Genomic DNA, 14,384 nt, shown 5'->3' with positions numbered 1-14,384 from the left:
TCAACGCCATGGGACAGCTGCTCAGGGTCATGAACTTCTGCGTCTCGCAGGACGGCGTCGCAGCCGCGGAGAACCAGAGTCTGGAGATGCCGTTCGGGCTCCCGCATCCCGAGCGGTTGTTCGGCTGGGCCGGGGCGACGGCGAGCTGGGTCGGCCGCACCGAGCCCGGTGGGACGCGCGGGCTGGACGACTACTTCACGCGGGACTTCCTGAACAACATCGGCGCCGAGATCATGGGCCGCAACAAGTTCGGGCCGCAGCGCGGCCCGTGGGAGGACCACGAGTGGCAGGGCTGGTGGGGTGACGAGCCGCCGTTCCGTACGCCGGTGTTCGTCATGACGCACCACACCCGGCCGTCGTTCTCGCTCTCCGACACCACCTTCCACTTCGTCGACGCCGACCCGGCGGCCGTCCTCGCGCAGGCGCGGGAGGCGGCGGACGGCAAGGACGTCCGCCTCGGCGGCGGGGTCTCCACCGTCCGCGAGTTCCTGGACGCCGACCTCGTCGACTCCCTGCACGTCGCCGTCGTCCCGCTGGAGCTGGGGGAGGGGCTGCGGCTGTGGGACTCCCCGAAGGACCTGGAGGACCGCTTCCACCTGGAGGTGATCCCGAGCCCGAGCGGCATCGTGCACCACCTGTTCTGGCGCCGCTGACCGGCGGCGCCCGGGTTGCCGATCCGGAAGTCGACCGGGGCGGAGTTCCACCGGCCCCCGGGAAACCGTCCGCCCCGAGAAGCCCCCGGCGGGAGAATCGGTGCCGGAGGTGGTGCAGGGTGGTGGACACGGCGCCCGGCGGGCACGGGGGCGGACGCGGGCTGAGGGCCGGGCGGGACGTGGAGATCCGGGCGGCCGGGGGAGGGTTCGCGGTCGGGGCGGCCGAGCAGGTCACGCTGTACGCCGCGCCCCGGCAGCCCGCGACACTGCCGCACCAGGTCGGGGTGCTGCCCGCGCTCGCCCAGTCCTTCCAGCCGCGCCCGGAGTCCGCCGAGCTGCGGGCGGACGGGCCCTGCCACGTCCTGACCGGGCTCGGCGGCGTCGGCAAGACGCAGCTCGCCGCCGCGCACGCGCACCGGGCGTGGGACGCCCGCGAGCTGGACGTCCTGGTGTGGGTCACGGCCACCGGCCGCCCAGCCGTCGTCGCGTCCTACGCGCAGGCCGCCGCCGAGCTGTGCGGGGCGGACCCGGCGGAGCCGGAGCAGGCGGCCGCCGCCTTCCTCGCGTGGCTGCGGGCCAAGCCCCACCGCTGGCTCGTCGTGCTGGACGACGTCGCCGACCCGGCGGACCTCAGGGGCCTGTGGCCGCCGGACAGCCCGGCGGGCCGCACCCTCGTCACGACCCGCCGCCGCGACGCCGCCCTGACCGGTACGGGCCGCCGCCGCGTCGACGTCGGCCTGTTCACCCCGCAGGAGGCCACCGGTTACCTCGCCGGAGTCCTGGCGGCGCACGGCCGCACCGAGCCCGCCGCCGAACTCGCCGCCCTCGCCGGGGAGCTGGGCCGCCTGCCGCTGGCCCTGTCGCAGGCGGCCGCGTACCTGGCGGACCAGGCCGTCGGCGCCGCCGCGTACCGTGCCCTGCTCGCCGACCGCACCCGCACCCTCGCGCACGCCCTGCCCCGCCCCGACGCCCTGCCCGACGACCAGCGCCTCCCGGTCGCCGCGGCCTGGTCCCTGTCCGCCGAGCTGGCCGACACCTGCGAACCCCGCGGCCTGGCCCGCCCGCTGCTCGCGCTGACGGCGATGCTGGACCCGAACGGCATCCCCGCGGACGTCCTGACCGCCCCGGCGGCCCGCGCCTTCCTCGCCCGGAAGGGCCGCGGGCGTCTCCTGCCCGGCCGCACCCGCCGCGTCACCGCCGGGCAGGTCCACGAAACGCTGCGGCTCCTGCACCGGTTGAGCCTCGTCGACCACACCCCGGACCGGCCCGAGCGCACCGTGCACGTCCACGCGCTGGTGCAGCGCACGACCCGCGAGACCCTCACACCGAAGCGGTTCGCCGCGTGCCTCCGGGTGGCCGCGGACGCGCTCGCCGAGGCCTGGCCGGAGAACGAACGCGACAGCGCCCTCGCCGCCGCACTGCGCGCGAACGCCGCCGTGCTCGTCGCCCTGGGCGAGCCCACCGGATGCCTCTACGCGCGCGGGGCCGCCCACATAGTGCTGTTCCGCCACGGCATGAGCCTGGAGGACGCCCTGCAGGCCGCCGAGGCCGAGGAGTTCTACCGCGCGCTGATCGGGGCGACCACCCGGCACCTGGGGCGCGACCACTGGTGCACGCTCGCCGCCCGGCAGTGCGCCGCCCAGGCGCGGGCCCGGGCGGGTGACGCGGCGGGCGCGGCGAAGGCGCACGAGGAACTGCTCGAGGACCGGACGCGGGTCCTCGGCCGCAACGACTACAGCACGCTGGCCACCAAGCTCGATCTCGCCGAGTCGCGCGGCGAGTCCGGTGACACGGAAGGGGCCGTGGCGGCGTACACCGAGCTGCTGCACGACACCCGGCGCGTCCACGGCCCGGACCACCACAACACCCTCTCCGCCCGGCTCGGCCTGGCACGGTGGCGAGGTGAGTCGGGCGACCCGGAGGACGCGGTGGCGGCGTTCACCGAGCTGCTGCCCGACGCGGTGCGGGTCTTCGGCCCCGACGACCGGCGCACCCTCGCCCTGCGCCACATCCTCGCCCGGTGGCGCGGCAAGGCGGGCGACGCGGAGGGGGCGGTGGCCGCCTGCACCGAGCTGCTGCGCGACGTGGAGCGGGTCCTCGGACCCGACCACCGCAACGCCTTCCTCCTGCGCGAAGACCTGGCCAAGAGCCTGGGCACGGCGGGCGACACGGAGGCGGCGCTGACCGCGTACGCCGAACTCGCCGACGACCTGACGCGGGTGCTGGGCGCGGACCACCCCGACACCCGCGCCGTCCTCGCCACGGCGGCGGCCTGGCGCGAGGGTCAGGCCCCCGGTTGGACCAGAGGATGAACGGGCCTTCTGTGGCTGCGTGTGCCCCCGCCGCGAACGGCAGGACCTGGATCGTGATGTGGGGGCTCGCAAACTCCTTGAGCAGCCGTTCCAGCTGCGGAACCATCACTGCTGAGCCACCCACCGGGCGACGAAGCACGGCCTCGTCCAGGATGGCCCAGAAGTACGGCGGGTTCTCCCCCCTGAAGATGGCCTGCCGTGCCATCCGCGTGGCGACCAGGGCCTCGATCCGGTCCTGGGAGGCCCGAGGCTGAGCCGCCTGGATCAGCGCCCGCGCGTATTCCTCCGTCTGCAACAGGCCGTGCACGACCTGGCATTGGTACGTCTGGATACGCATCGCCTGTGCCTCTTCCCGGGGCGCGCCCTGGAACCAGTCCGGCAGCGCTTCCGCCAGGACCCGGCGGAGGATCCGTGCGAACCGCTTCCCGGTGTTGAGGGCGGCGTCCACCTCGTTCGTGAACGCCTCGGACGGCGTGCGGCGGCCCTTCTCGACGTTGCAGAGCTGCTGGAACGAGTACGAGGTCTGCGAGGCCAGTTCGCGGCCCGAAAGTCCCTGCGCGTCCCGCGCGAGGCGGAGTTCCTCGCCGAGGTAGCCGAGCCAGGAACCGGGGCACCGGCGACGGTCCCGCCCCCCCCCTGCCGAGCACGGGGACGCCTTCCGCGTGCCCGTGCTCGGCAGGGGGGCGAGGACGCGGCGCGGGGGCGCGGGCTTTACCTCGTGGACGTGCTCAGCCAGCGGATGTGGGGCGTGGCCTCGCGCGAGGACGTGCCCGGCAAGGTGGTGTGGGCGCACGTCGGCGACGGGGACCGGCACAGCGCGCTCTACTGCGACGCGGTCGCGATTTCTCGGGGCGCGGCTCGCCGCACGCGTCCTCGCGTTCGGCGAGGACGTGGCCTCCGACCTGAACGCCCGCAGGCTGGTGTGCGCGCTGGAGGACGGGCACGGGGGCGACCACGCCGGGCTCGCCTACGACCATCTGCACGGCCCGGAGGCCGGAGCCGTCTGGTCGGAGTGGGGCGGTACGCGGGGCCGCCCGCGTGAGGTCGCCGTGCGGGCGGACTGCCCGGCCCACGGCCCCACCACCGGCTGCGCCCTCTTCGCGGCGCACGCCGGGCGCCACACGTGGGAGCGGGACGCCTGACCGGCGCCCCGGCGCACCCCGGGAGGTGCCGCGGGCCCGGCACCGACGCGGCGCGGCAGGCTTCGGGCGCGGCTCAGAGCCGGATGACCATGAGGGAGACGTCGTCCTCCTGGCCGTCCGGTTTGGCCATCGCCTTCAGCAGGTCGTCCGCCAGCTCCTCGGGATCGAGGGTGCGCAGTTCGCGGACGGCGGCGACGAGCCGGTCCAGGCCGACGTCGATGTCCTCGTCCCGCCGCTCGATCAGGCCGTCGGTGTACATCACCAGCAGGCAGCCGGAGCCGTACTCGACCGTCGCCTGCGGGCGCGGTACGTGCTCCAGGCGCACCCCCAGCGGCGGGTCGGTCGCCTGGTCCAGGAAACAGAAGGTGCCGTCCGGCTCCATGAGCACCGGCGGCGGGTGGCCCGCGTTGCTGTACGTCAGCAGCTTGCTCTCCGGGTAGACCTGGCACGCGAAGGTCGTCGTGGACATCGCGCCCGGCAACGCCCGCGAGTACAGGCCCAGCGTCTCCAGCGCCCCGCTCGGGCCGTCCGCGACACGCATCGCCGCGCTGAGCGCACTGCGCAGCATGCCCATGATGGCCGCCGCGTCCACCCCGTGGCCGACGACGTCCCCCACGGACAGCCCGAGCCGCCCCTCGGACAGGTCCACCACGTCGTACCAGTCGCCGCACGCGTTGAGGTCGCGCAGCGCCGGGCGGTAGCGCACCGCGATCTCCGGGTGGGCGTCCAGGTCCGGGGTCGCGAGCATCGCGCGCTGGAGGGTGAGGGCCAGGTCGCGGGTGCGGCTGGTCATCTCCTGGAGGCGGGCGTTGGCCTGCTGGAGCTCGCGCGCCCGGGTGAACAGCTCGGCGCGCGGGGCCTTCATCAGCTCGCCGTCCGGCACGGGTTCGGCGCCCTCGCGCTCCCAGCGGACGAAGGAGGTGACGTCGTCGATGCGGTGGATGATCAGCTCCACCTGGCCCTCGGGGCCGACCAGCGGGCGGTTGGTGACGTTCCACCAGCGGGGGTCGAACTCGCCGGGACGTTCCGGGTGCGGAATCGCGAAACGGTGCAGCAGCAGCATGTTGGTCTCACCCGTCCGCCGGGCCAGCTCCAGGCCGTGGCGCTGCACCTCCGCCCCGTCGGACGTCGGCTCGCTGGGATCGGGCGGGTAGGCCTCGAAGAAGCTGCATCCGGACAGCTCGTCGGCTCTGCGGCCGGTGACCTCCGTGTAGGCCTTGTTGCAGGTGACGATCCTGAGGTCGCGGTCGAGGAGGACGCAGGCGGCCGGGACGGCGGCGAAGAGGGCTGCGTAGTCCAGGGCGTCCGCGGCGGGGTGGCGGTGGGCGGTCCGGCCGGCGTGGCCGCACACACCGTCCTCCCGCTCGTGGTGCGCGTCGCGCCCCGCGGCCGTACCGCTCCTGCCGTCGCCCTCGTCGCTGCCCGCCACCACGCCGCCTCCACCCGCTCCCGTCCGGCGGCCCAGTCAACCCGCGGGCCCCGTCCGGCCGGTGCACGCCTCCCGCGACGCGCCCGTACGGCCCCCATCCAGCGCAGTGCCCCGCGTCGGCCGGTGGCGCCCACCTGCGGATACGTGCGTGGGTCGGACGGGACTCTTGCCACGCGTGGGACGCCACCCTTACCGTCCTTGTTCCGAAGCAGTTGTGGGAGCGCTCCCATGCTGATCGAATCGAATCGAACCACGATCGAATCGCATCGAAAGGAGCCCGCCCGCACCGCGCTTGCTCGGTCCCCCCACCTCCGTGCCTGTCATCGAAGGGACAAGCATGAAGTCGCTACAGCAAGCCCTCCGCTCCACGCGCAGAACCGCCGTCGCCGCGCTCGCGGTACTCGGCCTCGGCGTCGGCGGCCTGGTCACCCTGGCCTCCGCCCCGGCCGCGCACGCCGACACCCAGATCTGCGACCAGTACGGGTCGACGACGATCCAGGGCAAGTACGTCGTGCAGAACAACCGCTGGGGCACCTCGGCGACCCAGTGCATCAACGTCACCAGCAGCGGCTTCCAGCTCACCACGGCGGACGGCTCGGTGCCGACCAACGGTGCGCCGAAGTCGTACCCGTCGATCTTCAACGGCTGCCATTACACCAACTGCTCGCCCGGCACCAACCTGCCCGCGCAGCTCAGCCAGATCAGCAGCGCGCCGACGAGCATCTCGTACAACTTCGTCAGCAACGCGGTGTTCGACGCGGCCTACGACATCTGGCTGGACCCGACGCCGAAGACCGACGGCGTCAACAAGACCGAGATCATGGTGTGGTTCAACCACGTCGGCGCGGTCCAGCCGGTGGGCTCCAAGGTGGGCACCGCCAACGTCGGGGGCCGCAGCTGGGACGTGTGGACCGGCAACAACGGCGGCAACGACGTCATCTCCTTCGTCGCGCCCTCGGCGATCAGCAGCTGGAGCTTCGACGTCAAGGCCTTCGCGAACGAGACGATCAGCCGCGGGCTGGCCCAGAGCAACTGGTACCTCACCAGCGTGCAGGCCGGTTTCGAGCCCTGGCAGAACGGCGCGGGCCTGGCCGTCAACTCCTTCTCGTCCTCGGTCAACACCGGCAGCAGCTCGACCAACGGCGGCACCACGAACGGCGGTACGTCGAGCGGCACGACCAACGGCGGTTCGACCAACGGCGGCAGCACCGGCGGCACGGGCTCGTCGGCCTGCAAGGTGACGTACGCGACGCAGACCTGGTCCGGCGGCTTCACCGCCAACGTCACGATCGCCAACACCGGCTCCAGCGCGGTCAGCAGCTGGAAGCTCGGCTTCACCCTGCCCTCGGGCCAGAGCGTCACCAGCGCCTGGAACGCCACGGTGAGCCCGTCCTCCGGCGCCGTCACGGCCAGCAGCCTGGCCTACAACGGCTCGATCCCGGCGGGCGGTTCGCAGTCCTTCGGCTTCCAGGGCACCACGACGGGCAGCACGGCGTCCCCCAGCGCCTTCACCCTGAACGGCACCGCCTGCTCCTGATCCGGCCCGGTCCGGCCTGACTCGGCCTGATCGAGCCCGACCCGGCCTGATCCGTTTCGACCCGGCGGCCTTTCCCGACCGAAGCCGCCGCACCCGCGCCGCCCGCCTTTCCGGCGGGCGGCGCGGGTGCGCCGGGGTGAATGCGAAATCGCGGTTCAGTACGGGCCGTTGACGTTGTCGATCGAGCCGTACACGTGGTACGCGTAATTGCACGCGGCGGTGATGTTCGCGACCGGGTCGTAGATGTCGGTCGAGGTGCCCGGCACGTGGTACGCGTCGAAGGTCGGCTGGATCACCTGGAGCAGACCGATGGACGGCGTGCCGGCCGCGGCGTTGGAGTCCCACAGGTTGATGGCCTTGGGGTTGCCGGAGGACTCCCGCATGATGTTGCGGTAGATGCCGTCGTAGCTGCCGGGAATTCCCTGCTGCTTCATGATGGCCAGCGAGTGGTTGATCCAGCCGTCCAGGTTGTCCGGGTAGGCGGTGGCGGTGCTCGCCGTCTGCGCGGTGGTCGTGGTGGACGTCGCGGCGGACGCCGTGGCGGTGGCCGTGGACGCCGTCGTCTTCGCGGCCGGGGCCTTGGCCGCGGGCGCCTTCGCGGCCGGGGCGTGCGCGTGCGGGGCGTGCGGGAGCTGGAGCACCTGGCCCGGGTGGATGATGTACGGGCTGGTGATGTGGTTGCGGGCGGCTATGCCCTTCCAGCCGCCGGTCACCTTGTGGTGCCGGGCGATGCCGATCAGGGTGTCGCCCTTCTTGACGGTGTACGTGCGCTTGGCGGCCTTGTGCTCGGCCTTCTGCTTCGCGGACACGGTCGACTTGGCGGGAGCCTTCTCCGGGGTGGCGGCGCTCGCCGTGCCGGTGACGATCCCGCAGGAGAGCGCGGCGAACGTTCCGACGACGACGGCTCCGCGCACGGAGACCAGACGCTTTGCGAGCGAGCGGTTACGGGCGTGCTTCGGCATGGTGCGGACCTCGTTCCAGTTATTACCTGTCCGCAGACGCCGGCCCCCGCCGATGCCAGTCCGACCCGCATTTCGATTGCGGTGCGCTGCGGCGAGCACATTGCTATCAGCTGGAATTTGACGCGACAATTACCTGGTGTTCTAAGCGGCCTAGTAGAGAGCGTGCCGGGTCGGTCCGGGTACTCCGTGGGAAATGGGCCCGGGGGAGGGGGCGGTAATCCACTAAGCGGGGTAGTAAGTGATGTGCGTCCTGTGCCGCGCGTCACGTTCCGGCCGCGAGGTATTCCGCAGCCTTATCGCATGAATAAGTTCTTAACTTCCTGAAGAAGTCATTTATGCCTTAACCGGTAAAACGGACAAGTCGCCCGTCTTCCGGGAAGGCGACCCGGTGGGTCCGGCGTCCCTATCCTGGTGCTGCGCCGAGGACAGGGGAGGGAACGCACGGTGACGCTGCAGGAGGGGGATCCGTCGTCCATCGGCGGCTATCGGCTGGAGCGCAGGCTGGGCGCCGGGGGCATGGGCGTGGTCTTCCTCGGCCGCTCGGTGTCCGGGCGGCGGCTCGCGGTCAAGGTCATCCGGCCGGAGCTGGTCACGGACGAGGGCTTCCGGGTCCGCTTCCGGCACGAGGTCGAGGCGGCGCGGCGGGTCAGCGGGGCCTTCACCGCCCCGGTCGTGGACGCCGACCCGGACGCCGAGCAGCCCTGGCTCGCGACCCTCTTCGTCCCCGGCCCCTCGCTGCACCAGCACGTCACGTCCGCCGGGCCGCTCAGCCTGTACGCCCTGCGGCGGCTCGCCGCCGGGCTCGCCGAGGCGCTGCGCGACATCCACCGCGCGGGCCTGGTCCACCGCGACCTCAAGCCCGGCAACGTGCTGCTCGCCGACGACGGCCCGCGCGTCATCGACTTCGGCATCGCCCGCGCCGTCACCGCCGCCCCGCTCACCACGACCGGCGTCGTCATCGGCACGCCCGGCTACATGTCCCCCGAGCAGCTGCGCACCGGGGGTGTCGGTCCCGAGGGCGACGTCTTCGCGCTCGGCTCCGTGCTGGTCTTCGCCGCGACCGGCCACGGCCCCTTCGACGGGAAGGGCTCGTACGGCATCGGCTACCGGGTCGTCCACGAGGACCCCGACCTGACGGGGCTGCCCGGCGCGCTGCGGCCCCTCGTCGCGGGGTGCCTGGCGAAGGAGCCCGCCGACCGGCCCACCGTGGAGGAGCTGCTCACCGCCCTGTCGGCGCCCACGGGCGAGCCGCCCGCGCCCCCGGCGCCTGCTTCCGGCGCACCCGCACCCGCCGCTCCCGCCGGGTCCCCGTCCGTACCCGCGCCCGCCGACACCCCGACGCGCCGGGACACCCCGACGCGACCGGACAACGTGACCCGCCCCGACGCGGCCCCCGGGCCCGCGGCCCCTCCCGTACCGCCCGCCCCTTATATACCGTCCGCCTCCGGTGCCCCCGCCCCGCGGCGGCCCAGGCCGAAGCGCACCGCGGCCGTCGTCACCGGCGCCGTGCTCGCGGTCACGGCGGCCGTGACCGTACCCCTGGTCGTCCTGCGCGACGGCGGTGACCACGGCGGCGACCACGCCTCGGCCGACGGCCCCGGCAAGAGCGCGTCCCCCACCGCCACCGCCGCCCCCTTCTCCTGCGCCGGCGCCCAGGGCGGCGTCCGGGGGAGCGGCTCGAACCTGGTCGGCCCGCTCATGAACCGGTGGACCACGCGCTTCCAGGCGCGGTGCCCCGGCGCCACGGTCGGCTACCTCGGCACGGGCCCGGACGCGGGCCTCACGAGCTTCCTGTCCGGGCAGACGGACTTCGCGGTGGACGACGCCCCGCTCGACCAGAAGGGCCTCGACCAGTCGCGCGCCCGCTGCGACAGTCAGGACGGCGGGCAGGCCGTCGATCTGCCGCTCGCCGCCACGCAGATCGCCGTCGTCTACAACGTGCCCGGCGTGAAGGACCTGGTCCTGGACGCGACCACGCTCGCGAAGATCTTCGACGGCCGCATCACCCGCTGGGACGACGCGGCGATCGGCAGCCTCAACCCGGACGCCACGCTCCCCTCCACCGCGGTCCGGGCCGTCCACCGCGCCGACTACAGCAGCTCGACCCTGGCCCTGACCACCTATCTGCACACGGCCGCGGGATCCGTCTGGACCCACACCCCCGACGGCTCGTGGCCGGACGGGAACGGTGTCGGGAGCGCCGGCGCGATCGCCCAGGAGCACGAGGTCGGGACGGTCGCGGGCTCGATCGGCTACACCGTCGCCGGCCCCGCCGACCCGCTCGCCACCGCGCGGATCGCGACCGGCGCGGGCGACCCGGTGGCGGTCGGCCCCGCCACCGCCACGGCCTTCCTCACATACGCGACCGCTGGCGGCGGCCCCGGCGGCGACCTCGTACTCGCCCCCGCCCACACCGGCAGCGCGCCCGGCGCCTACCCGATCACCGCCGTCAGCTACGCCGTCGTGTGCGCGAAGGGCAACACCGCCGGAACCCTCGCCACGCTGCGGGCCTTCCTGACGTACGCGACGAGCACCCCCGGCACGCAGGACGCCACCGCCGTCGGCTTCGGCCCGCTGCCCGACGCACTGGCGACCCGCGTACGCAAGGCGATCGCCGCCCTGCAATGACAACTCCCCCTGGGGCCTGCCGCTTGGGTCTCCGCGGCGTCGCGTGCCCCGGCACGCACATCTGCCGCCTGCCTTCGGCGGGAGGTGCCCCCGGCGTTGTCGTCGGTCGACAACTCCCCCCGGAGGCTTCGCCATGGGGGGACCCCCGCCGCGTTGCCTCCCTCATCGGCCTTGCAGCTGGGGGTACCTCCCAGGCGAAGCTCTGGGGGAGTACCGGACCCCGCTCCTTCCTCCACGGAGACCCAAGCGGCAGGCCCTAGGCTGCACTGTCATGCACATAGGACCTGACAGATCCGCTGCCCCGTTCGTTCCCGCGGTCGTCCGCGGCGCCCCCGCGCTCGCCGCCGTCGTGCTGGTCGCGGCCGCCGTGAGCGGCTGCTCGTCCGGCTCGGGCGGTGGCTCGGCGACGGAGAAGGCGCTGCGGCACCTGCCGAAGAGCGCCGCGTCACAGCAGGTGACCTACGTCGACCAGGAGCGGGTGCGCAAGCTGAGCGCGTCCGACAAGAAGCGCTACAGCTCCGTGGCGGTGTCGCCGAGCGCGCTGCTCAACAGCTACGCGGGGCCGCCGTGGGGCGACACGCTCAAGCCGGAGCAGATCGCGAACGAGATCGACACCGGCGAATCCGGCGTCTGGCAGGGCGACTTCGACCAGGCCGCGGTTGTCGCCAAGCTCAAGGCCGCCGGCTGGACGGTGGCGAAGAAGGACGGCACGGACGTCCTGACCTCCAAGGGCGACAAGGGCGGCGGCCTGACGATCCTGGTCACCAAGGACGAGGTGCGCTATTCCACGAGCGCCGCGGGCTTCACGGCCGCCGACCCCGGCAAGGGCGACTCGCTCGCGGGCTCGGAGCAGTACGGGCGGGCCGCCGACTGCCTCGGCGACGTCTACCGCGCCGACTTCAACGCGCTCGGCGCCAAGGAGGACGTGCAGCTGACCGTGCTCGGCCAGGCGGACGACGGCGGCAAGAACACCGAGGTGATGTGCGTGGTCACCAAGGACGAGGACACCGCCGACGCCGTCGCGGGCCGGCTGAAGGCCGCCGCGGCGAAGAAGCCGGAGGTGTACGGCGGCGGCAAGGTGACCGTCGACAAGGGCGACCACCCGTACGTCCGGATCACCGTCCCCGACACCGGGGAGGAATACCCGGGCCGGCTGTTCCGGAGCAACCTCGACCTGTGGTACGCCGTCAGCAAGGACGACTGAGCCAGGTCCCGCTACCACCCCGGCTGCGGGGAACGGGCCAAACGCGTCGGCCGGCGCCCCCGCGGGGCATGGGTGCCTGCGTGACCCGGCGCGGGGGAGCACGGGTCACGCAGGCGGGGCCTCCGGCAGCACGGCGAACCGCCGGGGGCCCGGCTCAACTCACCTGTCCCAGGTACGGGGCAGGGTGCGGCACGCGCGGCGGGTGGCGCCGCAGGACCGCGCGTCACGGCACCACACCAGCTCCACCGGGCCGCGGTCGTCGGCGCGTTCGCGTACCGCCCACTCGGTGGTGGTCCGCCCGCAGTGGTCGCAGCGGCGCGGTGCGCGGGGTGGCGCGGCCGGGGGCGCACCCCGGCGCGCGCCGAGCGTCTGGGCCGTCTCGTGATCAGGCATGTACCCAGAGTCGTGGGGCGGGACGAATGCGGGTAGTACCGTCCCGGGTTCCCGAGGCGGTAACCCCCGTGCACGAAGCCCCAGTCGGGCTTCCACGAGCCCGACGAACACGAGGAAGCGCCGAGTACACCGTGAGCCCCTCGCCCATCCCGTCCGGCGTCCTGGCCAGGCCGGACCTCCGACACGCCCTGCGTGAGCACGACTTCGCCGCCGCCTTCCGGCTGCTGAAGCAGTACGCGGGGATGTCCCAGAACAAGATCGCCCTCGCGTGCGGCCTCACGCCCGGCAAGGTCTCGACGATCATGTCCGGCAGCGCCCAGATCACCTCGATCGAGGTGCTGCGGCGGATCGCCGACGGCCTGCGCGTCCCCGGCGATCTGCTCGGCCTGGCCTCCCGGCCCTGGGAGCGCGCCCGCGCACCGCAGGCGGCGCCCGACCCCGAGGTGCCGCTGCGCGTGGACTCCCCGTGGCAGGCCGCCGCGACCGTCGATCTGGCGGCCCGGCTCACCCGCGCCGACCTCGCGATGGACCGCCGGGCGCTGGCCCGCGCGCTCGCCGCGACCGCGATGAGCGGGCCCGTCCTGCTCGATTCGCTGGAGGGCTGGATGCACCCCGGTGAGACCGGCCGCCGACGGGTCCGTCCGGGCCGCCTGGGACTGCGCGACATCGGCCAACTGGAGGAGACAGCACGGGCGTTCCGCGCCTGGAACCACAGTTACGGCGGTGGGCTGCGGCGCCGCGCGGTCCTCGGCCAGCTCTCCGAGGTGACCGCGCTGCTGAGCGAGCACCAGGCACCGGCCGTCGAGGAGCGCCTCTACCGGGTGCTCGCCCTGCTGGCCGGCACCGCGGCGGGCATGGCCTGGGACTCCGGCCTCCAGCGCCGCGCCCAGGACTACTACCGGCTCAGCCTGCGCGCCGCGCACGCCGGGGGCGACCGGCTGTGGGGCGCCAACGTGCTCGCGGGCATGGCCCGCCAACTCCTCTACGCCGGGCGGCCGTCGGACGCGCTGGAGCTGATCCGGCTCGCGCAGGACGGCTCCCGCGAGGTCGCCGGACCCCGGCTGCGCGCCATGCTGCACACCCGCGAGGCATGGGCGCTCGCCGCGATGGGCCGTACCGCCGCCTTCACCCGCGCCACCGAGCAGGCCCGGCACGCGCTGTCCGTGACGTCCGGCGGCGGCCAGGAGCCGTACTGGATCGGCTACTTCGACGAGGCCGAACTGGCGGGCACCACCGGCGGCCGGCACCTCGAACTCGCCCGCAACGACCCGCACCAGCACGCCGAGCGGGCCGGGCAGGAGATCCGGCACGCGCTCGCCACCCGCGGCGAGGGCGCCGGGCGGGCCGTCGCCCTCGACCGGCTGGGCCTGGCCGAGACCTACTTCCTGCTCGGCGACCTGCACGCCGCCGTCGCGGAGGCGCACGCCGCCGTGGACGCCGCGTCCGGTGTGCGCTCCGGCCGGGTCCGCGAGGGCGCGGAGTGGCTCTACTCCTGCACCGTCGGCTACGGGCACTCGGCGCCGGTCCGGGAGGTGCGCGCTAGGCTCCGCGAACAACTGGCCGACTGAGGGGGAGCGAACGCCATGGCGACGCAGCGCGCGACACTGGCCGTGACCGGCCACATGGACCTCACACCGGAGTCCGTCCCGCTGGTGCGGACCGCCCTCGACCGACTCCTCGCCCCTTACGCGGGACCGGAGTTGACGGGTGTGTCATGCCTCGCGGCGGGCGCCGACAGCGTCTTCGCCGAGGCCGTGCTCGCCGCGGGCGGCCGGCTCGTCGCCGTCGTCCCCTCCCGCGACTACCGCGCCGCCAAGGTCGGCCCCGGGCACGCCGCCCGCTTCGACCGGCTGCTCGGCGCCGCGGCCGAGGTCGAGGTCATGGACCACGCCACGGCCGACCGGCGCGCGTACGAGACCGCCAACCGCGCCCTGCTGCGCCGCGCCCAGCGCCTGGTCGCGGTGTGGAACGGCGAGCCCCCCACCGGCAGGGGCGGCGGCACGGCCGACACCGTCCTGGAGGCCCGTGCCCTGGGCATACCGGTGGACGTGGTGTGGCCGCCCGGCGCCGCCCGCGCGCAGCCGCCCGCCCGCTGAAGCCCCGACGCCGAGGGCCGCCCGCCCG

General features: G+C 74.0%; 11 protein-coding genes and 1 pseudogene. 8 read left to right on the top strand and 4 right to left on the bottom strand.

What is annotated here, in order from left to right; translation table 11 throughout:
* Nucleotides 1–8 precede the first annotated feature (8 nt).
* Entirely contained in the window at nucleotides 9–653 is a 645-nt protein-coding gene (locus ACH4PY_RS33245; protein WP_398191720.1) for a dihydrofolate reductase family protein, read from the top strand.
* A 119-nt stretch (nucleotides 654–772) separates the two neighbouring features.
* The gene (locus tag ACH4PY_RS33240) at nucleotides 773–2,965 is read left to right on the top strand and encodes a tetratricopeptide repeat protein (RefSeq protein ID WP_398191717.1); all 2,193 of its coding nucleotides are present in this window, start codon (nucleotides 773–775) and stop codon (nucleotides 2,963–2,965) included.
* 37 nt (nucleotides 2,966–3,002) lie between these two features.
* Here ACH4PY_RS33240 and ACH4PY_RS33235 read toward each other — a convergent pair.
* A pseudogene (locus ACH4PY_RS33235) lies at nucleotides 3,003–3,758 on the bottom strand (helix-turn-helix domain-containing protein); the annotation flags it as partial.
* Between the two features lie 97 nt (nucleotides 3,759–3,855).
* On the opposite strand from ACH4PY_RS33235, the gene ACH4PY_RS33230 reads away from it, so the two are divergent.
* Complete coding sequence (locus ACH4PY_RS33230; protein WP_398191714.1) at nucleotides 3,856–4,107, top strand: hypothetical protein; 252 nt, start codon at nucleotides 3,856–3,858, stop codon at nucleotides 4,105–4,107.
* Nucleotides 4,108–4,180: 73 nt separating this feature from the next.
* Here the strand turns inward: ACH4PY_RS33230 and ACH4PY_RS33225 are convergent, their stop codons facing one another.
* A complete protein-coding gene (locus ACH4PY_RS33225; protein ID WP_398191711.1) occupies nucleotides 4,181–5,539 on the bottom strand; it encodes a SpoIIE family protein phosphatase in 1,359 nt (452 codons plus the stop codon).
* Between the two features lie 334 nt (nucleotides 5,540–5,873).
* On the opposite strand from ACH4PY_RS33225, the gene ACH4PY_RS33220 reads away from it, so the two are divergent.
* Nucleotides 5,874–7,073 (top strand): cellulose binding domain-containing protein, encoded by a 1,200-nt coding sequence (locus ACH4PY_RS33220; RefSeq protein WP_398191708.1) that lies wholly within the window; start codon nucleotides 5,874–5,876, stop codon nucleotides 7,071–7,073.
* 155 nt (nucleotides 7,074–7,228) lie between these two features.
* Here the strand turns inward: ACH4PY_RS33220 and ACH4PY_RS33215 are convergent, their stop codons facing one another.
* Complete coding sequence (locus ACH4PY_RS33215; protein WP_398191705.1) at nucleotides 7,229–8,035, bottom strand: LysM peptidoglycan-binding domain-containing protein; 807 nt, start codon at nucleotides 8,033–8,035, stop codon at nucleotides 7,229–7,231.
* 444 nt (nucleotides 8,036–8,479) lie between these two features.
* Here ACH4PY_RS33215 and ACH4PY_RS33210 point away from each other — a divergent pair, with 444 nt between their 5' ends.
* The gene (locus tag ACH4PY_RS33210) at nucleotides 8,480–10,663 is read left to right on the top strand and encodes a serine/threonine-protein kinase (protein ID WP_398191702.1); all 2,184 of its coding nucleotides are present in this window, start codon (nucleotides 8,480–8,482) and stop codon (nucleotides 10,661–10,663) included.
* Nucleotides 10,664–10,934: 271 nt separating this feature from the next.
* Nucleotides 10,935–11,867 carry a hypothetical protein gene (locus ACH4PY_RS33205; protein ID WP_398191699.1) on the top strand — a complete coding sequence of 311 codons (933 nt, stop codon included), beginning with the start codon at nucleotides 10,935–10,937 and terminating at the stop codon, nucleotides 11,865–11,867.
* Nucleotides 11,868–12,026: 159 nt separating this feature from the next.
* On the opposite strand, the gene ACH4PY_RS33200 is transcribed toward ACH4PY_RS33205, so the two are convergent.
* The gene (locus ACH4PY_RS33200) at nucleotides 12,027–12,260 is read right to left on the bottom strand and encodes a hypothetical protein (RefSeq protein WP_398191696.1); all 234 of its coding nucleotides are present in this window, start codon (nucleotides 12,258–12,260) and stop codon (nucleotides 12,027–12,029) included.
* Between the two features lie 131 nt (nucleotides 12,261–12,391).
* Here ACH4PY_RS33200 and ACH4PY_RS33195 point away from each other — a divergent pair, with 131 nt between their 5' ends.
* Together ACH4PY_RS33195 and ACH4PY_RS33190 are read left to right on the top strand one after the other, a co-directional pair.
* Nucleotides 12,392–13,828, top strand: coding sequence for a helix-turn-helix domain-containing protein (locus ACH4PY_RS33195; protein ID WP_398191694.1), 1,437 nt, complete (start codon nucleotides 12,392–12,394; stop codon nucleotides 13,826–13,828).
* Between the two features lie 15 nt (nucleotides 13,829–13,843).
* Complete coding sequence (locus ACH4PY_RS33190) at nucleotides 13,844–14,356, top strand: hypothetical protein (protein WP_398191691.1); 513 nt, start codon at nucleotides 13,844–13,846, stop codon at nucleotides 14,354–14,356.
* Nucleotides 14,357–14,384: the final 28 nt, after the last annotated feature.

This window comes from Streptomyces sp. NPDC021224, from assembly GCF_044332905.1.
In the GTDB taxonomy this organism is placed as follows: Bacteria; Actinomycetota; Actinomycetes; order Streptomycetales; family Streptomycetaceae; genus Actinacidiphila.
Note: the sequence above shows the minus strand (reverse complement) of the source record. Positions and strands in the feature narration are given on the sequence as shown.

Bases quoted from the DNA above. Each gene is read 5' to 3' on its own strand.
- ACH4PY_RS33245 (WP_398191720.1), top strand. From the start codon at position 9: ATGGGACAGCTGCTCAGGGTCATGAACTTCTGCGTCTCGCAGGACGGC.
- ACH4PY_RS33215 (WP_398191705.1), bottom strand. From the start codon at position 8,035: ATGCCGAAGCACGCCCGTAACCGCTCGCTCGCAAAGCGTCTGGTCTCC.
- ACH4PY_RS33220 (WP_398191708.1), top strand. From the start codon at position 5,874: ATGAAGTCGCTACAGCAAGCCCTCCGCTCCACGCGCAGAACCGCCGTC.
- ACH4PY_RS33200 (WP_398191696.1), bottom strand. From the start codon at position 12,260: ATGCCTGATCACGAGACGGCCCAGACGCTCGGCGCGCGCCGGGGTGCG.
- ACH4PY_RS33205 (WP_398191699.1), top strand. From the start codon at position 10,935: ATGCACATAGGACCTGACAGATCCGCTGCCCCGTTCGTTCCCGCGGTC.
- ACH4PY_RS33190 (WP_398191691.1), top strand. From the start codon at position 13,844: ATGGCGACGCAGCGCGCGACACTGGCCGTGACCGGCCACATGGACCTC.